This is a genomic window from Paraburkholderia xenovorans LB400, from assembly GCF_000013645.1.
Classification (GTDB): domain Bacteria; phylum Pseudomonadota; class Gammaproteobacteria; order Burkholderiales; family Burkholderiaceae; genus Paraburkholderia; species Paraburkholderia xenovorans.
The window spans coordinates 4,101,533-4,118,925 of sequence record NC_007951.1 but is presented as its reverse complement, the minus strand read 5'-3'; the positions used below and the strand labels follow the sequence as shown (position 1 = coordinate 4,118,925).

Genomic DNA, 17,393 nt, shown 5'->3' with positions numbered 1-17,393 from the left:
CTGATTGCTTCAAGACGTCCCCCTGTCCGACCCCCGGCCGGGTGCCTGCCATCGCATTGCATGCACACCGGCCGCGACCGACCACTAAGATGAACCCAGACAACAACCCGGTTTCACCGATTCTGCCCGGCGCATGGCTTGGCATGGTCGGTGGCGGCCAGCTCGGCCGCATGTTCTGCTTTGCCGCTCAGGCTATGGGCTATCGCGTCGCCGTGCTCGATCCCGACGAAAACAGTCCGGCGGGCGCCGTTGCCGATCGGCATCTGCGCGCGGCGTACAACGACGAAGCGTCGCTCACCGAGCTCGCGCGGCTGTGCGCGGCGGTGTCCACGGAGTTCGAGAACGTGCCTGCCGCGAGCCTCGACTTCCTCGCGCGGACCACCTTCGTGAGTCCGGCTGGCCGCTGCGTCGCCGTGGCGCAGGACCGCATTGCCGAGAAGCGCTTCATTGCGTCATCGGGCGTGACGGTCGCGCCGCATGTGGTGATCGAATCGTCGGATGCGCTCGCCGCGCTCGACGACGCCAAACTCGAAGCCGTGCTGCCGGGCATTCTCAAGACCGCCCGCATGGGCTACGACGGCAAAGGCCAGATTCGCGTGCGCAACGCCGAGGAAGTGCGCGAGGCGCATGCTTCGCTCGCCGGAGTGCCGTGCGTGCTGGAAAAGCGGTTGCCGCTGAAGTTCGAAGTGTCCGCGCTGATTGCGCGGGCAGCGAGCGGCGCCTCGGTGGTCTATCCGCTCGCGCAGAACACGCATCGCGACGGCGTGCTGTCGCACACCATTGTCCCGGCGCCGGACGCGAGCCCGACGCTCGTTCAGCAGGCGCAGCAGGCCGCGCTGCAAATCGCCGACAAACTCGGTTACGTGGGCGTGCTGTGCGTCGAGTTTTTCATTCTTGAAGACGGCTCGCTGGTCGCCAATGAAATGGCGCCGCGTCCGCACAACTCCGGCCATTACACGGTCGACGCCTGCGCGACCAGCCAGTTCGAGCAGCAGGTGCGCGCCATGACCGGCATGCCGTTGGGCGATACACGTCAGCATTCGCCGGCGGTGATGCTCAACATTCTCGGCGACGTGTGGTTTCCGGACGGCCCGAAGCGCCCGGCGGTCACGCCGCCCTGGCAGGAGGTCGCCGCGATGCCGGCGGCGCGTTTGCATCTGTACGGCAAGGAAGAGGCGCGTTGCGGCCGCAAGATGGGCCACGTGAACTTCACGGCGGCTACGCTCGAAGAAGCCCGCACCGCTGCGCGCGATTGCGCACGGCTTCTGCACATCATCACGAGCTGACACGAGAGCCATGCCGGATCAACAGAAAGCCGCCGAAGGCGCATTGCCTGTGAGCGCCGCGCAGATCGAACACGCGGCGGCGCTGCTGGACGCGGGAGAGCTGGTCGCGTTCCCCACGGAGACGGTGTACGGTCTCGGCGGCGACGCGGAGAATCCTGACGCGGTCGCGCGTATTTATGCGGCGAAGGGCCGGCCGGCGAATCATCCCGTCATCGTGCATCTCGCGCCGCAAGGCGATCCGAACTACTGGGTCGAGCATTTGCCGGCGGATGCTCAGCGGCTGATCGACGCGTTCTGGCCTGGCCCGCTCACGTTGATCCTGAAGCGCGCCGCCCGCATTCCGGCGGCGGTGAGCGGCGGGCAGGATTCGGTGGGGCTGCGCTGCCCGTCGCATCCTGTCGCGCAAGCTTTGCTTGAGGCGTTCAGCGCATTGCGCAGCGGACATGGCGGTGTGGCGGCGCCGTCGGCGAACCGGTTCGGCCATGTGAGCCCGACCACGGCGCAACATGTGCGGGACGAGTTCGGCGACACGATTCATGTGCTGGACGGCGGCGCTTCGGATGTGGGTATCGAATCGACCATTCTGGATTTGTCGCGCGGCTTTCCGGCGCTGTTGAGGCCGGGGCGTGTCACGCCGCAGGATATCGCCGACGTGCTCGGCGAGGCGCCGCGCTTGCCCGATGGTTCGGACGCGACTGCGCCGCGCGCTTCCGGCACGTTGAAGGCGCACTATGCGCCGAGCACGCCTTTGGCGTTATTGCCTTTTGGTGCGCTGGAGACTTTGCTTGCCGCGCGGCATGTGGACGAACGCGTGGCGTTGGTGGCGCGGGTTTCCCGTGCTGGGCATTGGGCCGATGCAGAAGGGGTGCATTTCGTTGCTGCGCCTGAAGATCCGCATGTCTATGCGCGTGAACTGTATGGGTTGTTGAGGGCGCTTGATCGCGCGAACGTCACGCGAATTCTTATCGAGAAGTTGCCGGATACGATTGAGTGGATTGCTGTTAATGATCGGTTGGGGCGGGCTGCGGCTGCTTTTGAAGCGCAGGGGTGATGGGTGGGGGTTTTGCCTGTGCGGCGGGTTTTGTTTGGTTGTTTTGGGCTTTTCTTGAATCGTTTCTGGTTTATTAGCGTTGCCCCTGTGCGGGGCGGCACCTACTTTCTTTGCATGCCGCAAAGAAAGTAGGCAAAGAAAGCGGCTTTACACCGCTAATTCTTAAGCGGGTCTCCCGCACAGTCACGGTAGTGGACCATCTGGAATCTGTGTTCTCGCACATTCGGCCCTGGTGACAAGGCTGTCATACCTCCGGCGGCGCTGCGCGCGCCGATGGGCAATTCATAACAGGCCGTCTGCGGGGGGTGCTCTCGCGACAACGCGCTCATCGGTTCCCATTACGCACTGCCTGCATCGCGGACGGGTATGCAACCAGGGATTCGTTTTGCACGCCACGGTGGCGCCGGCTTCGCGCCCGTCGAGTCGATAGTGCCGCACAGGTATTCTCTGCTCGAAACGGCCACGCCGCAAACCCCACCCCGCAGCGCGGCCATCCTCAATTTACTTCCCCAACCCCGTCGCCGCAATCTGCTGCTGCACATACTGCGCGAACAACGCATGCAGGTGCGAACTCGGATGAACCGTATCCGCGAACATGTACGTCTGGTCAGCGCCAGCCACCGTATAAGTCTGCGGCGAGCAGAATAGCGACGAACCGAACTGGGCGCCATACTGCGCCGGAGTCAGCCCGTTCGTCGCGCTCGGATTGGCAGTGGCGTACGCAGTCGCGTTGTTCTGCATCGACGTCAGGTTACACGCCGTGCCGGTGTTGGACACCGTGAAACCCAGCGCCTGGTAGTTCGGCAACTGCTGATCCAGCCACGTAAACGCATCGGCCACGATCACCTTGCCCGTGCCCAGCAGGCCAAGCGCTGTCATGTTCTGAACCAGCAGATAGTTGTACGCCGCGGTAATTCCGGTCAACAGGGCAGCCGAGCCAGGTGTGCTCACGTTGGCCGCCAAGCCGAGCGGCGTATTGCCGATGTCCGGCACCGTCGACACCACCACGTGAGTCGCACCCGAGTTGACGATGGTCTGCACTTGCGCGGCAAGCTGCGTGGCGGCCTGCGCGATCTGCGGATTGGCCAGCTGCTGCAGATAGCCGACGATGAACGCGACCTGACCTGCCTGCGAGTTCGGCAGTTTGCCGGCCTGCACGAGCAGCGGGTACTGCGTCTGCAGCGCAGTGCCGAGCGCGGTCAGATTGGCGGTGGTCCCCGCGAACTGGAAGATGTCGTTCGCGCCGCCGTTTATCAGCACGAGCTGGTTCGCGTTGAAGCTCGTATGCGCGCCCAGATAGTTGGCCACCTGCGTCACCACCGGCACGGTCGTCGCGGCCATGTTATTGGGCGCCCAACCCTGGCCCTGGGCGTTGACGACGTCCGAGCCGCCCTGCGCGTAGCCATAGCCACCCGCCGCGACCAGCGGCTGGCCGAAGCCGCCGAGGTATGCCGGTGTCAACGTGTCGCCGTAATACTCGGCGACCTTCTGGGTCCACACTTCGCCCGGGTTCGTCGTGAAGCGGCCGCCGCCGAAGCTCCCCTGAATCACCGGCGAATACGTGCCGACATCCGACAGGCTGTCGCCGAACGACACGACCTGCAATTTGACGCCGCCGGCAGGCGTGCTGCTCGCATTGTTGTTATCGCTGCCCCCGCCGCAAGCCGCGAGCAACGCAAAAGCCGTGCTGGCGATGGCGATCTGCGTCACGCGCAGCCAATGTTGTTTCCTCGATGCCGTTTGTTTCATGTTGACTACATCTCCTCGTATGTGTGGCCCTTATGCCATGTGTTGCAGGCAGCGCCCACCGCTTGAGCGGCGTGACGACAGCTTACAGAATCTTCTACGGCCTGCGCGGTGCTCGAAACGCGGCCGTATGGTCCTGCTTCACGCGAATCGTTTCGCCTGAATTTTCACTTGTGTCCGGCGCGCACGACATCAACGCGCCGGCGCCGCGCCGCGCGTGATAATCCGCGGCCCACGCGGGCGGCGCAAACAGCGCGCGCAACTTGTTGCGCCAGCCGGACACGCTCGCGAAGTCGGCGGCCATCGACACCCATTCGTGAAACGTCGCCTTTAGCGGGTTGTATGTGTGAAGCGGCTCGACGATGCCGTAGACCGGCGCATCGCGCGGGTCTTCCTCGACGTAGCTGCCGAACAGGCGATCCCAGATCACCAGCACGCCGGCATAGTTGCGGTCGATATAGCGGTCGTTGCGCGCGTGATGCACGCGATGGATCGACGGCGTGTTGAACACGTATTCGAGCCAGCCGAGTTTGCCGATGGCCTGCGTATGCACGAAAAACTGGAAGCCGAGGTTGATCAGCACGATCGCGACGATCTGCTTCGGCGGAAAGCCGAGCACGGCAAGCGGAATCCAGAACAGCCACATGCCCGCAACCGGATACATCAGGCTCTGGCGAAACGCGGTCGAAAAATTCATGCGTTCCGACGAGTGGTGCACGACATGCGCGGCCCAAAGCCAGCGCACACGATGGCTGCAACGGTGAAACACGTAGTAGAGCAGATCCTGAGCGACGAACAGGACGACGAACGAAACCCAGCTCGCCTGCCACGTGAAAACGCGGTAGTGGTCGTAGAAGAATGCGTAGACGGGGATGATGGCGAGCCATGCGAGCTTGTCGGCGGCTTGCTGCATTAGCGCGAGCGCGGCGTTGCAGAGCGTGTCGCGCCAGCTATAGAGTTGCGCGCCCGGGCGGGCGCGCTTCAGGTGCCACGCCTCCCAGCCGATGCATGCGAGAAAGACTGGCGCCATGCCGAGCAGTAGCAATTCGGCATCGAATTGCATCGTGTCTTCCTCCGTGGTCCCTGGCCGTCGCGCCGTGCGCAGACGGTGTTGTCGTTATCGTTTGAGCGGGACCATCGACGGTGTGCGGTCCCGGCGCCGCGTCCAGCGTTTTACGCGCACCTCAAACACTGCCCGACAGCGTACACGCTTAGGGCGTTGCCGCGCGCGGCTTCGCTAGAAGGAACACTCAGTGAGCGCCGCGCTGATGCGGGTTTTTCCTGGGCTTGCTGCTACGCGGTTCGACGACCGGATCGGAGACTTTGGTAAAGCCTTGCGACGGACCCTGGTACACCCATTCGAGCAGCGCATCGTGCGCGGCGCGTGCGGCTTCTGAATGCGGATCGTTGATCAGGCTGACGACCACGTAACTATTGCCGTCCGCCGAGGCCACATAGCCCGCGATTGCCCGCACGTCGCGCAAGGTGCCTGTCTTGATGTGCGCGTTGCCGCCCGCGCCCTGGTTGGTCAGCCGGTTGCGCATGGTGCCGTCGACCCCCGCGATCGGCAGCGACTCCACGAACACCTGCGCGACCGGACTCGCGTTGGCCCGCTGCAGCAGATCGGCGAGCGCGAGCGCGGTGATGTGCTCGTCGCGCGAAAGGCCCGAGCCGTTGTCGAGCGTCAGATATTCCATGTTGATGCTGTCGCGGCGCAGAAACGCTTCGATCGCGCGCGCCGATTTGGCAGGCGTGGCGGGTCCCTTTTCCTCGGTGGCGCCGATCGTCAGGAACAGGTTGCGCGCCATTGTGTTGTTGCTGAACTTGTTGATGTCGCGAACGATGTCGGACAGCATCGGCCCCTGGTGTGTCGCCACCAGTTTGGCGCCCACCGGTACGGCGCCTTCGCGCGTCGCGCCGCTGAACGTGCCGCCGGTCTGCTGCCACAGCGCGAGAAAACCGCCCGCGAAAAACGCCGAATGATCGAGCACCGCGACGTTGATCGTGCGCGGGCCGCAGCGCACCGAATAGTCGCCGTCGAACGAGGCTACGACAGTGCCGTTCGGCTGCGGCGTGACGGTGGGCGACACGGAGGCCGCGTCGCCGCGGCATGGGCCGTTGACAGCGTGCATCTGGTTGTCGATCTGCAGCTGCGCGAGCGCGGGCAGCACGTCGATCGCCACGCTGCCGTCGGGCGACGGCGTCAGCGTGAAGGACAGCGATTTGAACGCATAGAGCAGCGGATCGGGGCCGACGTTGTACGGCGCGGTGGCGTCGTCGTCGAACGGCGGCAGGTCGCGTGTGGACGGATCGAAGTAGCGCTTGTCGAGCACCAGCGCGCCGTCGATGCCGTTGATGCCCGTCTTGTGGATCTTCTGCACGAGGTCGATCAGTTCTTCGGGCACGAGCTTGGGGTCTCCCGTGCCCTGAATGTAGAGATTGCCGTGCAGCACGCCGTTGGCGTCGAGCGTGCCGTCCGCATAGGCGCTGGTGCGCCAGCGGTACTCGGGGCCGAGTATCGACAGGCCTGAGTACGTGGTGACGAGCTTCATGGTCGAGGCGGGCATCATCGGCTTGCCGGCGTTCAGGGCGACGATCGGCGTGCGGTCGCCGACTTTCTCCACGACCACGCTGATCGACGTCAACGGCACGTGTGCGCGCTGCAAGCCGGCCATCACCGACGGCGGCAAGACCGTCGTGACGTTGACGCTCGGATGCGTGGCCTTGACGCGAGCCTGCGCGGCGAGCGGCAGCGATGCGCCGCAGCCCAGCGCGACGCAGGCGAGCAGCCAGCCGCTCGCGCGCGGCGCGAACCGGCGAGGCAGGCGCGGCAAGTGAGGCAAGTGAGGCAAGTGAGGCAAGTGAGGCAGGCGAGGCGTGGAAACGTTGGGCGTGTCGGAAGCAGACGGGAAACCCGGACGGCGCGCGGCATGGAATACGCGACGTGCGAGAGAGGTCAGAAAAGCGTGCGTCATGGACGGGCGAAAAAAGCAAAATGTCAGGGCGTGGGGCACGCGGTAATCGAGGCTGCGGCAATGCATCGCGCGGTGCGCGGACGAGTCGCCGGCCGCGCGACGCAAAGCGCCCATTGTAGAGACATGCCGCCGGGCTGCGGTGGAAAATGCGCCACGCGCCGCACATGCCGGGGACGGGCGCTAGAATGCGGCATCATCGAACGATTCGGAACGGATAACCATGCGCATCTTGCTAGTCGAAGACGACCGGATGATCGCTGAAGGCGTGCGCAAGGCGCTGCGCGGCGAAGGCTTCGCGGTCGACTGGGTGGAAGACGGGGAGTCTGCGCTCAGCGCGGCGGCGAGCCAGCCTTACGATCTCGTGCTGCTCGACCTGGGCCTGCCCAGGCGCGACGGTCTCGACGTGCTGCGCACGCTGCGCGCGCGCGGCCACGCGTTGCCGGTGCTGATCGTCACCGCACGCGATGCCGTGGCGGATCGCGTCAAAGGCCTCGACGCCGGCGCCGACGACTACCTCGTCAAACCTTTCGATCTCGACGAACTCGGCGCCCGCATGCGCGCGCTGATCCGCCGTCAATCCGGGCGCAGCGATTCGACCATCCGCCTCGGCAACCTGACGCTCGATCCCGCCTCGCATCAGGTCACGCTCGAAGGCGCGCCGGTCGCGTTGTCGGCGCGCGAATTCGCGCTGCTCGAGGCGCTGCTCGCGCGTCCCGGCGCCGTGCTCTCGAAGAGCCAGCTCGAGGAAAAAATGTACGGCTGGGGCGAAGAGATCGGCAGCAATACCGTCGAGGTCTACATTCACGCGCTGCGCAAGAAACTCGGCGCGGATCTGATCCGCAACGTACGCGGTCTCGGCTACATGATCGCGAAGGACGCCTGAGCCGATGCGTTCGATCCGCCGTCAATTGCTGGTGTGGCTGCTGGCGCTGGTGCTGCTCGGCGTCGGCATCGCGGGTTGGCTGATCTACCGGCAGGCGCTTGCCGAAGCCAACGAACTTTTCGATTACCAGTTGGAGCAGATCGCCGCGGCACTGCCGTCGGAACCGTTTTCCCAGGTGCTGGGTTCGCGCGATACCGGCGACGAAGGCATCGTGCTGCAAATCTGGAATCGCGATGGCGTGCTGATGTACTACTCGCGTCCGCGTGCACCGCTCGCTCCACGCGCCGAACTCGGTTTTTCGACCGAGCACACGGATCGCGGCGAGTGGCGCGTGTATGGCGCGATCGTCGGCGATAACGTGGTGCAACTGGCGCAGCCGGTGTCCGTGCGTAACCGGCTCGCCGCGAACGTCGCGCTGCGCACGCTGTGGCCGCTGATCGTGCTGCTGCCGTTGCTGGGGCTCGCGGTGTGGGTGATCGTCGGGCGCGGACTCAGGCCGTTGCGGCGCGTGACCAGCGCGCTCGACGCACGTCGCCCCGAGGCGCTCGATCCATTGCCGGACCAGCGTCTGCCGCTCGAAGTGCAACCGCTCGTGCGTGCGCTGAATGGTCTGCTGGAGCGGCTCGCCACCGCGCTCGATATCCAGAAAGCCTTCGTCGCCGACGCTGCGCACGAATTGCGCACGCCGCTGGCCGCCGTGCAGATCCAGGCGCAACTGGTGGCGCGCGCAAAAGACGAAGCCGGCCGCGGCGAGGCGCTCGCCGATCTGCAGGCGGGCGTGACCCGCGCCACGCGTCTTGCCGAACAGTTGCTGGCGCTCGCGCGTTCCGAACCGGACGGCCTCGCCGCCACCGACGCGATCGATCTGCGCGCGCTGCTTCAGGAGTGCGTGGCGGCTTACGCGCCGCTTGCACAGAATCGCGGCATCGATCTCGGCATCGAGGCGACGGAGTCCGCCACCGTGATCGGCGACGCCGACGCGCTGCGCGTGATGTTCAACAATCTCGTGGACAACGCAACCAAATACACGCCGCGCGGCGGCCATGTGGATGTCAATCTGCGCGTGGAAGAAGGGCACCCGGTCGTGCGGATCGCCGACAGCGGGCCGGGGATCGAACCGGCCGAACGCGATCGCGTATTCGATCGTTTCTATCGCGCGGGCGCCGGCGCGAATCGCGCGCGTACCGACGTGACGGGCAGCGGTCTGGGACTCGCGATCGTGCGCCGCATCGCCGTGCAGCATCACGCCGCCGTGTCGCTCGACGAATCGCCGGCGGGCGGGTTGCAGGTCAACGTGCGCTTTTGAGGGCGGAGCTTTCTGATTGTAAAGAGACCTGAACTGGGCTCGAGCAGGCCACAAACGAGCCACAAACGAACCACAAACAGCCCTGAAAAACAGGACGGAAGCGATCTGTCGCTGCTTAAGACTCTTTTAAGCGATGCGACGTACTCTTCGAGACATCCAAAGTCTCTTCTCCCAGTCAGGAGTACACGATGAACGCGAAAACCTTGTCCCGCAGCGCTGTTGCAGTGGCTGTCGCCGTAGCGCTTTCCGCCGGCTATGTGGCGGGGCATCGCGACGTGCCCACGCCGCAGGTGATTACCCCGGTGCAAGCCGCGATGATGCCCGCCGAAGCCGCCGCCAAAACCGGCATTCCCGATTTCTCCGGCCTCGTCGAAACCTATGGGCCGGCCGTCGTCAACATCAGCGCGAAGTACGTCGTCAAGCAGACGGCGCTGCGCGGTAATCCCGGCAACGGCGGCGGCAACCAGTTGCCGATCGATCCCAGCGATCCGTTCTACCAGTTCTACAAGCACTTCTTCGGCGGCATGCCGGGCATGCAGGGCGGCGACGGCGGCGATGCGCCCGATCAGCCGAGCGCGAGCCTGGGCTCAGGATTCATCGTCAGCAACGATGGCTACATCCTGACCAATGCGCACGTGGTGGACGGCGCCAACGTCGTCACCGTGAAGCTGACCGACAAGCGCGAATTCCGCGCGAAGGTGGTGGGCGCCGACAAGCAGTCCGACGTCGCCGTGCTGAAGATCGACGCGAGCAACCTGCCGACCGTGAAGATCGGCGATCCGCGTCAGAGCAAGGTCGGCCAGTGGGTCGTCGCGATCGGTTCGCCTTACGGTTTCGACAACACGGTGACCTCGGGCATCATCAGCGCCAAGTCGCGCTCGCTGCCTAACGAAAACTACACGCCGTTCATTCAGACCGACGTGCCGGTGAACCCGGGCAACTCGGGCGGCCCGCTCTTCAATCTGCAAGGCGAAGTGATCGGCATCAATTCGATGATCTATTCGCAAACGGGCGGCTTTCAGGGCCTTTCGTTCGCCATCCCGATCAATGAAGCGATCAAGGTGAAGGACGACATCGTCAAGACCGGCCACGTGAGCCGCGGCCGCCTCGGCGTGGCGGTGCAGGGCATGAACCAGACGCTCGCCGATTCGTTCGGCATGCAGAAGCCGCAAGGCGCGCTGGTGAGCTCGGTCGATCCGGGCGGCCCCGCGGCCAAGGGCGGTTTGCAGCCGGGCGACGTGATTCTGTCGGTGAACGGCGAACCGGTCGGCGATTCGGCCGATCTGCCGTCGCAGGTCGCGGGTCTGGCGCCGGGCAGCTCGGCAACCGTGCAGGTGTGGCGCGACAAGGCCACCAAGGACCTGAAGGTGACCATCGGTTCGTTGTCGGATGCGAAGGTTGCCTCGGACAAGGCCGATCAACCGACCCAGTTGCAAGGCCGGCTCGGCGTGGCGGTGCGGCCGTTGACGCCGGAAGAGAAGAGCGGTGCGTCGGTGTCGCATGGTCTGCTGGTGCAGCAGTCGGGCGGCGCGGCGGAAAGCGCCGGCATCCAGCCGGGCGACGTGATTCTGGCCGTCAACGGCCGGCCCATTTCGAGCGTCGACCAGTTGAAGCAGATGATCGCCAGTGCCGGCAACAGCATCGCGTTGCTGATCCAGCGCGACAACGCGCAGATCTTCGTGCCGGTCGATCTGGGCTGAGCAGAAGGCGTGCGCGCCGGACGAACCGATTGGCGGTTTGACCGACGGTCTTGCTGGTCCGCCCGCGAATTGAAGTAATGGTTGCCGGCCCGTTGCATTTACTGCCAGCGGGCCAGCAATTTCATCTGGAAGCAGCTATCGACAAAGAATGCCGTGCGCCACCCGGCGTGGCGCGCAGCGACTTCCCGACGGGCGCGCCGACTGCCTGGCACGCGCGTTGCGTCTGCTGTGATCCGGGCCCATTGCGGGAGACCGGATAAGCAGGCATAAGTTCTAACAAGGAGCGAACCGATGAAAACCCAACGCAATCAGCGAAGGATCGTAGCCGCTGCGGTATGCGCAGCGCTCACGCTCGGTCTGGCGGGTGGCGCGTATGCGCAGCAGGCGAGCGATACGACCGGCGGCACGACCGCCGATCAAACCAGCGCGGGCAACGCCAACGGTGGCGGTCTGCCGCAAATCCAGCAGCAAGGCGATGTCTCGTTCGTGTCGGGCGGCGTCGGTCTCGACGAATCGAAGGCGCTGCAGCAGGCGCAAAGCCAGTGGCCGCTGTCGCTGCGCTTTACCGGCCCCGGTTCCGACTTTCTCGCCGACGTGCATGTGCGCGTGGTCGATGCGCACAACGGCGAGGTGCTGAGCACCACGTCCCGCGGACCTTACATGCTGGTCAAACTGCGCCCGGGCCGCTACACGGTGCATGCGCAATACAAGGACCGCGACCAGTCCAAAGCGGTGACCGTGCCGGCCAAGGGCACGGCGAAGGCCGCGTTCTACTGGAACACGCAATAAGCGCGGTGCCGGTTTGCACGACGTAGCGGCGCACCTCATCCTCCATGCAGGAACGCCGCGCAATCGGCCGGACTTTGGCCGATAATGAAGCCACGGGCACGCCCCGTGGCTTTACTGTTTGCAGTACCGCATCCCATCACGGAGCCGAGACATGAGCGATGCCTTGACACCTCACGGAAGCCCCGGCGCGAGCACGGGCGGGCATACCATCGTGATCACCGGCAACAACCATCGGGTGCGCGTGATACACGGTGGTGTGACTATGGCCGACACGCAGGCGGGGCTGACCCTGGCGGAAACCGGTTTGCCGGACGTGTTCTATTTTCCGCGTTCGGATGTGAACATGGCCCGGCTCGAACGTTCGGCGCACACGTCGCACTGTCCGTTCAAAGGCGACGCGTCGTACTTCCATCTGCGTACGGAAGACGGCCTGATCGAAAACGCCGTGTGGAGTTACGAAACGCCGCTCGAGTCGGCGGTCCAGATCAAAGGGTATCTCGCGTTTTACGCATCGCGCGTCGACCGCATCGATCAGACGTCCTGATCCACTGTCGCGCGTTCATCGGGGAGGCTGGCATGGAACTGAACGACGCGTTACGGATTCCGCTTGCGCCGTCCGACGTCTGGGAGGCGCTTCAAGACCTCGCGCTGCTACGCGCCAGCCTCGACAACTGCGAGTCGTTCACGCGCCTCGCGCACGGCGAATACGAGCTGGTCATGACCGTGCCGCTCGGGCCGCTGCGCGCGCGTTATGAAGCGCGTGCCCACGTGGCCGGGCAGGATTCCGGACCGGCGGACGCGCAGCGCCGCACCATCAATTTCAAAGCCCGCGCCGAAGGGATCGGCGCCTTGCGCGGCCAGATCGAAGTGCGCGTGCGCGCGGACGAGAGCGCGCTCGGCGGTGACAAGGCGCGCGGCACGCGGATCGATTACACGATCTGGGCGACTTCGTCCGGCCCGCTCGCCGAACTGCCTACGCGTCAACTCGAAAACGCGCTGCATCAACTGGCCGACGACTTCTTCGCCGAGTTTGACGCGGTCGTGCGCGCCAAGCACGGGCAAGGTCCGAATCGCGCGCGAGGTTCGGCGGTACGCCGCCAGCACGTGTTTCTGCGACCGATCACGCTCGGCGGCATGGCGCGGCGCGTGCGCCCGGATCACGGCAATGCGTTGCCGGGGCGTGCGGCGGGCGCGTCGCACGGCACCTCGCCTGGCGTGTCGCACGGGGTCTCGCACCACGAGCCCAGTCCGCACGCAGTCCCGAACTGGGCCTGGGCGGCGATGATCTTTCTGGTGGCGCTGCTGTTGTACGTCGCGCGCTGGATCAGCGAGCGTTGATTTTTTGCGGTTCGGTCGTCCGGGCACAAGCGGGACTCGCCGCGCAGTTGCTGTCGCGTCAGCGCGACTACGAAATTCCGGTGGCTTGCTACGAAATGTCGTCGGAGAGGATCCCGCCAGCAGCGCGCTCGTGCCACTCGTGCCACTCGTGCACTTACACGCCGCGAAACTCTCTTCGCCATGCGGACGGCGACGTGCGGAACGCCTCCGCGAAATGCTGCCGTAGCGAAGCGGCCGAGCCGAAACCGGCGATTCCCGCGATCGCTTCCACCGACTCGTCGGTGCTTTCCAGCAGTTGCTGCGCGCGTGCGAGCCGCTGTGCCAGCAACCATGCACCTACGGTCGTGCCGATGGCGAGCCGGAAGCGGCGCGTAAAGGTGCGGCGGCTCATCAGCGCGCGCCCGGCGAGCGTATCGAGCGTATGCGGCAACGCCAGATTGCCGCTCACCCAGTCGAGCAGGCCCGACAGCCGGTCGCCGCGCACATTCGGCGGCATGGGCTGCTGAACGAATTGCGCCTGGCCGCCTTGCCGATGCGGCGGCACCACCAGCCGGCGCGCCACGTGATTGGCCACCTGCGCGCCGCACATCTTGCGCATCACATGCAGACAGCAGTCGAGGCCGGCGGCGGTGCCGGCCGAGGTCAGCACGTTGCCGTCGTCGACATAGAGCACGTTGGGGTCGAGGCGCACGCGCGGGTAACGGCGCGCGAAGTCGTCGGCCCATGCCCAATGCGTCGAGGCCGGACGGCCGTCGAGAAGGCCGGCGGCCGCCAGTACGAACGCGCCCAGGCATAGCCCGACCAGTTGCGCGCCGCGCGCATGGGCGGCGCGCAGCGCGTCGAGCAGCGCGGCGGGCGGCGTTTCGGCCGGGTCGCGCCAGCTCGGCACGATGATCGTATCGGCATCGGCCAGCGCTTCGAGTCCATGCGTGACGGCGATCGAAAAGCCCGCTGTGGTGGTCAGCGCGCCCGTTTCAGCAGCGCAGACGCGGAAGTCGAAGTCCGGCACGCCGCCGCCGCTGCGATCCTCGCCGAACACCACGCACGGCACCGACAGATGGAACGGACTGATGCGGTCGAACGCGACCACCGCGACGACGTGACGGGGCGGTTCGCCGTGCGTCGCGGCGGAAGAAGCGGGCGTGGCCATCAGTCACCTCAAGAGATCCGACGATGGCCCGATTCTAGCGAATCTTGTCATTCGGGTCGCTGTCGTGGAATTGGGTGTGGGAGAACAATGCCGTCATCGCCGCAACTCGCCCGAAGCCCGGACCCGGACTGGACTGGACTGGACCAGCAGCCCGCGCGGCGCCCGCCATCCCCATCCCTTTACTCTACCGAGGAGTCTTGCCATGACCACACCGCGCCGTGCGCTGATCGTCATCGATGTGCAGAACGAATACGTGACCGGCGATCTGCCGATCGAATACCCGGACGTGCAAAGCTCGCTCGCCAACATCGCCCGTGCGATGGATGCGGCGCGGGCGGCCGGCGTGCCGGTGGTGATCGTGCAGAACTTCGCGCCGGCCGGCTCGCCGTTGTTCGCGCGCGGCAGCAATGGGGCGGAACTGCATCCGGTGGTGAGCGAGCGGGCGCGCGATCATTACGTGGAGAAGTCCTTGCCGAGCGCCTTCACCGGGACCGATCTGGCCGGCTGGCTCGCCGCGCGCCAGATCGATACGCTGACGGTCACCGGCTACATGACGCACAACTGCGACGCGTCGACCATCAACCACGCGGTTCACTCCGGGCTTGCGGTCGAATTTCTGCACGACGCGACCGGCTCGGTGCCGTACGAGAACAGCGCGGGGTTCGCCAGCGCCGAGGAGATTCACCGCGTGTTCAGCGTGGTGCTGCAATCGCGCTTCGCGGCGGTGGCGAGCACGGACGAGTGGATCGCGGCGGTGCAGGGCGGGACGCCGCTGGCGCGCGGCAATATCTATGCGTCGAACCAGAAGGCGCGGGCCAGACGGGCCACGGCGTAACTAGCCACCGGCTGTTCGCCGTGCATGCCCGTTGCGCAGCGCCGGGCTCAGCTTCAGCGCGTCGAACATGCCTTCCACCATCTGCACGGCGTGAGCGCCGAAATCCGTGGCGTCGGGCAGGAACAGCATGTCGCGCAGCGAACCGCTGACAAACGCGTGCACCATAGCCGCGGCCAGCTTCGTGTCCAGATCCGCGGGCATTTGCCCTTTGGAGATGGCGTTGCGCAGGCCGCCTTCGATTTTCGCGAGTCCTTCGCGCATGTTGGTCTGATAGCGGACCATCACCGGGCCCATTTCCTCGACCAGTTCGCATTTCAGAAACAGGATGTCGAACACGCGCCGGCGGCGTGGATCGTTCGCGGTGTCGCGCAGGCAGACCGTGCAGATTTCCATTAGCCGGCCGAGCGGATCGGGCTCGTTGGGGTCTTGCGAGGCGGCTTTGAGTTCGTCCAGCGGCAGCAGCACGCGGTCGAACATTTCAGTGAACAGGTCGCTTTTATGCGCGAAGTGCCAGTAGATCGCGCCGCGCGTGACGCCGGCGGCCTGCGCGATGTCGGCAAGCGACGTGCGCGAAACGCCCTTCTCGAAGAAAACGCGCTCGGCCGCGTCGAGAATGCTATTGCGCGTCTCCAGCGCCTCTTCTTTGGTTCTACGGACCATGTAGGAATGCCTGCCCTGATTGTGGGGGTCTCAGGCGCTTTTAAGTACGCCCGATGACAATCCATCTACGCCTGAGCGAATTGTGAAGCGATCTTGCAAGCCCCCCGCCTGCAAGCGATGTAAACGCACTTTTACATGCATTCGTGAATGTATATATAATAGCATCCCACGATCGGATAGCCCAAGCCGTGACGAAACGTTAATATCCGTCACTGTTGCCTTTCAAAACGCTCTTTGCGCCGTGCCGGAATGGGCGGCGCCGTGCGGCATTTCCCCGGTATGGCGCATTTCGTTCAGGATGCCCTGCAGGTTCGGTTTGCGTCCACGGGCATCCGGTCAGGCGTCGCGAGACGCATGCGTGCGCTGCTGTCCCCGGCGTAGGGATGCTCGCACTTTTTCATTCTCTCAGTCTTAGACAGAGGTCGCTCCATGCGCGTCGAACGGGTTCCATTCCGCTTAATCAGTGCCGCGACGGCTGCCGTATTGCTGGCAGCGTGCGGACCAAAACAATCTGCGCCGCCGCCCCAAACGCCCGAAGTCGGCGTTGTCACAGTTCAGCCGACGGCCGTCCCCGTCGTCACCGAATTGCCCGGCCGCACCAGTGCCTTCCTCGTCGCGCAAGTGCGCGCGCGGGTCGACGGCATCGTGCTGCGCCGCGAGTTCACGGAAGGCAGCCAGGTCAAGGCGGGTCAGCGTCTGTACAAGATCGATCCGGCGCCGTACATCGCCACGTTGAACAACGCCAAGGCGACGCTGGCGAAGGCGCAGGCCAATCTCGTGTCCACCACGGCGCAGGCCAATCGCTACAAGGTGCTGGTTGCCGCCAACGCGGTCAGCAAGCAGGACTACGACAACGCGGTCGCGGCGGAAGGCCAGGCGGCGGCTGACGTCGCAGCGGGCAAGGCGGCGGTCGACACGGCGCAGATCAATCTGGGCTACACCGACGTCGTGTCGCCGGTGAGCGGCCAGGTCGGCATCTCGCAGGTCACGCCGGGCGCCTACGTGCAAGCCAGCGCCGCCACGCTGATGGCCACCGTGCAGACACTCGATCCGGTCTATGTGGACCTGACGCAATCGAGCCTCGACGGCCTGAAGCTGCGCCGCGACATGCAGGAAGGGCGCCTGAAAACGACGGGTCCGGACGCCGCCAGAGTGTCGCTGATTCTCGAAGACGGCCGCACCTATTCGGAAAAGGGCAAGCTGCAGTTCACCGACGTGACGGTCGACCAGGGCACCGGTTCGGTCACGGTGCGCGCGATCTTCAAGAACGCCGACCGGGTGCTGCTGCCTGGCATGTTCGTGCGCGCGCGCATCGACGAAGGCGTGAACGACAACGCGCTCGTGGTGCCGCAAGTCGGCGTGACGCACGACCAGAAGGGGCAGCCCACCGCGCTGGTCGTCGGTAACGACAACAAGGTCGCACTGCGTCAACTGGTTACGTCCGGCACGTATGGTTCGAACTGGGTGGTCGAAAGCGGCCTGAATCCGGGCGACCGCGTGATCGTGCAGGGCACCGACAAGGCGAAACCCGGCATGCAGGTCAAGGCCGTTGCCGCGCAACTTCCCGCCACACCCGCTTCCGACGCCTCCGCTCAGGGCGCGCCGGCCGCCAGCGGTGCTGCGCAGATGGCTCAACCTGCCTCCGCTGCATCGGGCGCGTAATAACAGGGAGCC

15 protein-coding genes are annotated in these 17,393 nt (G+C 65.3%); 10 read left to right on the top strand and 5 right to left on the bottom strand.

The window, feature by feature from the left end; all coding sequences use genetic code 11:
• Nucleotides 1–89 precede the first annotated feature (89 nt).
• The gene (locus BXE_RS18425; protein WP_011489736.1) at nt 90–1,286 is read left to right on the top strand and encodes a 5-(carboxyamino)imidazole ribonucleotide synthase; all 1,197 of its coding nucleotides are present in this window, start codon (nt 90–92) and stop codon (nt 1,284–1,286) included.
• Nucleotides 1,287–1,296: 10 nt separating this feature from the next.
• Complete coding sequence (locus BXE_RS18420) at nt 1,297–2,337, top strand: L-threonylcarbamoyladenylate synthase (RefSeq protein WP_011489735.1); 1,041 nt, start codon at nt 1,297–1,299, stop codon at nt 2,335–2,337.
• A gap of 501 nt (nt 2,338–2,838) precedes the next feature.
• Here BXE_RS18420 and BXE_RS18415 read toward each other — a convergent pair.
• The 3 genes from BXE_RS18415 to dacB form a co-directional block, all read right to left on the bottom strand.
• Entirely contained in the window at nt 2,839–4,086 is a 1,248-nt protein-coding gene (locus BXE_RS18415; protein WP_011489734.1) for an SGNH/GDSL hydrolase family protein, read from the bottom strand.
• A 94-nt stretch (nt 4,087–4,180) separates the two neighbouring features.
• The gene (locus BXE_RS18410) at nt 4,181–5,146 is read right to left on the bottom strand and encodes a sterol desaturase family protein (protein WP_011489733.1); all 966 of its coding nucleotides are present in this window, start codon (nt 5,144–5,146) and stop codon (nt 4,181–4,183) included.
• A gap of 187 nt (nt 5,147–5,333) precedes the next feature.
• On the bottom strand, nt 5,334–7,058 hold the full coding sequence (dacB, locus tag BXE_RS18405) for a D-alanyl-D-alanine carboxypeptidase/D-alanyl-D-alanine endopeptidase (RefSeq protein WP_038458532.1): 1,725 nt from the start codon (nt 7,056–7,058) through the stop codon (nt 5,334–5,336).
• 220 nt (nt 7,059–7,278) lie between these two features.
• Here dacB and BXE_RS18400 point away from each other — a divergent pair, with 220 nt between their 5' ends.
• The 6 genes from BXE_RS18400 (at nt 7,279) to BXE_RS18375 (ending at nt 13,074) form a co-directional block, all read left to right on the top strand.
• Nucleotides 7,279–7,941: a response regulator gene (locus BXE_RS18400; RefSeq protein ID WP_011489731.1), complete on the top strand. Its 663-nt coding sequence runs from the start codon at nt 7,279–7,281 to the stop codon at nt 7,939–7,941.
• A 4-nt stretch (nt 7,942–7,945) separates the two neighbouring features.
• On the top strand, nt 7,946–9,247 hold the full coding sequence (locus BXE_RS18395; protein WP_011489730.1) for an ATP-binding protein: 1,302 nt from the start codon (nt 7,946–7,948) through the stop codon (nt 9,245–9,247).
• A gap of 188 nt (nt 9,248–9,435) precedes the next feature.
• Complete coding sequence (locus tag BXE_RS18390) at nt 9,436–10,947, top strand: DegQ family serine endoprotease (protein ID WP_011489729.1); 1,512 nt, start codon at nt 9,436–9,438, stop codon at nt 10,945–10,947.
• Between the two features lie 291 nt (nt 10,948–11,238).
• Nucleotides 11,239–11,736 (top strand): carboxypeptidase regulatory-like domain-containing protein, encoded by a 498-nt coding sequence (locus BXE_RS18385; protein ID WP_011489728.1) that lies wholly within the window; start codon nt 11,239–11,241, stop codon nt 11,734–11,736.
• 151 nt (nt 11,737–11,887) lie between these two features.
• Nucleotides 11,888–12,280: a DUF427 domain-containing protein gene (locus BXE_RS18380; protein WP_011489727.1), complete on the top strand. Its 393-nt coding sequence runs from the start codon at nt 11,888–11,890 to the stop codon at nt 12,278–12,280.
• Between the two features lie 32 nt (nt 12,281–12,312).
• On the top strand, nt 12,313–13,074 hold the full coding sequence (locus BXE_RS18375) for a CoxG family protein (protein ID WP_011489726.1): 762 nt from the start codon (nt 12,313–12,315) through the stop codon (nt 13,072–13,074).
• 154 nt (nt 13,075–13,228) lie between these two features.
• On the opposite strand, the gene BXE_RS18370 is transcribed toward BXE_RS18375, so the two are convergent.
• Entirely contained in the window at nt 13,229–14,224 is a 996-nt protein-coding gene (locus tag BXE_RS18370) for a helix-turn-helix domain-containing protein (RefSeq protein WP_011489725.1), read from the bottom strand.
• Between the two features lie 202 nt (nt 14,225–14,426).
• On the opposite strand from BXE_RS18370, the gene BXE_RS18365 reads away from it, so the two are divergent.
• On the top strand, nt 14,427–15,059 hold the full coding sequence (locus tag BXE_RS18365) for a cysteine hydrolase family protein (RefSeq protein ID WP_011489724.1): 633 nt from the start codon (nt 14,427–14,429) through the stop codon (nt 15,057–15,059).
• On the opposite strand, the gene BXE_RS18360 is transcribed toward BXE_RS18365, so the two are convergent.
• The gene (locus tag BXE_RS18360; protein ID WP_011489723.1) at nt 15,060–15,719 is read right to left on the bottom strand and encodes a TetR family transcriptional regulator; all 660 of its coding nucleotides are present in this window, start codon (nt 15,717–15,719) and stop codon (nt 15,060–15,062) included.
• Nucleotides 15,720–16,148: 429 nt separating this feature from the next.
• Here BXE_RS18360 and BXE_RS18355 point away from each other — a divergent pair, with 429 nt between their 5' ends.
• Nucleotides 16,149–17,381 carry an efflux RND transporter periplasmic adaptor subunit gene (locus tag BXE_RS18355; protein WP_011489722.1) on the top strand — a complete coding sequence of 411 codons (1,233 nt, stop codon included), beginning with the start codon at nt 16,149–16,151 and terminating at the stop codon, nt 17,379–17,381.
• Nucleotides 17,382–17,393 lie beyond the last annotated feature (12 nt).

Bases quoted from the DNA above. Each gene is read 5' to 3' on its own strand.
- BXE_RS18365 (WP_011489724.1), top strand. From the start codon at position 14,427: ATGACCACACCGCGCCGTGCGCTGATCGTCATCGATGTGCAGAACGAA.
- BXE_RS18375 (WP_011489726.1), top strand. From the start codon at position 12,313: ATGGAACTGAACGACGCGTTACGGATTCCGCTTGCGCCGTCCGACGTC.
- BXE_RS18360 (WP_011489723.1), bottom strand. From the start codon at position 15,719: ATGGTCCGTAGAACCAAAGAAGAGGCGCTGGAGACGCGCAATAGCATT.
- BXE_RS18400 (WP_011489731.1), top strand. From the start codon at position 7,279: ATGCGCATCTTGCTAGTCGAAGACGACCGGATGATCGCTGAAGGCGTG.
- BXE_RS18370 (WP_011489725.1), bottom strand. From the start codon at position 14,224: ATGGCCACGCCCGCTTCTTCCGCCGCGACGCACGGCGAACCGCCCCGT.
- BXE_RS18395 (WP_011489730.1), top strand. From the start codon at position 7,946: ATGCGTTCGATCCGCCGTCAATTGCTGGTGTGGCTGCTGGCGCTGGTG.
- dacB (WP_038458532.1), bottom strand. From the start codon at position 7,058: ATGACGCACGCTTTTCTGACCTCTCTCGCACGTCGCGTATTCCATGCC.
- BXE_RS18410 (WP_011489733.1), bottom strand. From the start codon at position 5,146: ATGCAATTCGATGCCGAATTGCTACTGCTCGGCATGGCGCCAGTCTTT.
- BXE_RS18380 (WP_011489727.1), top strand. From the start codon at position 11,888: ATGAGCGATGCCTTGACACCTCACGGAAGCCCCGGCGCGAGCACGGGC.
- BXE_RS18425 (WP_011489736.1), top strand. From the start codon at position 90: ATGAACCCAGACAACAACCCGGTTTCACCGATTCTGCCCGGCGCATGG.
- BXE_RS18420 (WP_011489735.1), top strand. From the start codon at position 1,297: ATGCCGGATCAACAGAAAGCCGCCGAAGGCGCATTGCCTGTGAGCGCC.
- BXE_RS18415 (WP_011489734.1), bottom strand. From the start codon at position 4,086: ATGAAACAAACGGCATCGAGGAAACAACATTGGCTGCGCGTGACGCAG.
- BXE_RS18390 (WP_011489729.1), top strand. From the start codon at position 9,436: ATGAACGCGAAAACCTTGTCCCGCAGCGCTGTTGCAGTGGCTGTCGCC.
- BXE_RS18355 (WP_011489722.1), top strand. From the start codon at position 16,149: ATGCGCGTCGAACGGGTTCCATTCCGCTTAATCAGTGCCGCGACGGCT.
- BXE_RS18385 (WP_011489728.1), top strand. From the start codon at position 11,239: ATGAAAACCCAACGCAATCAGCGAAGGATCGTAGCCGCTGCGGTATGC.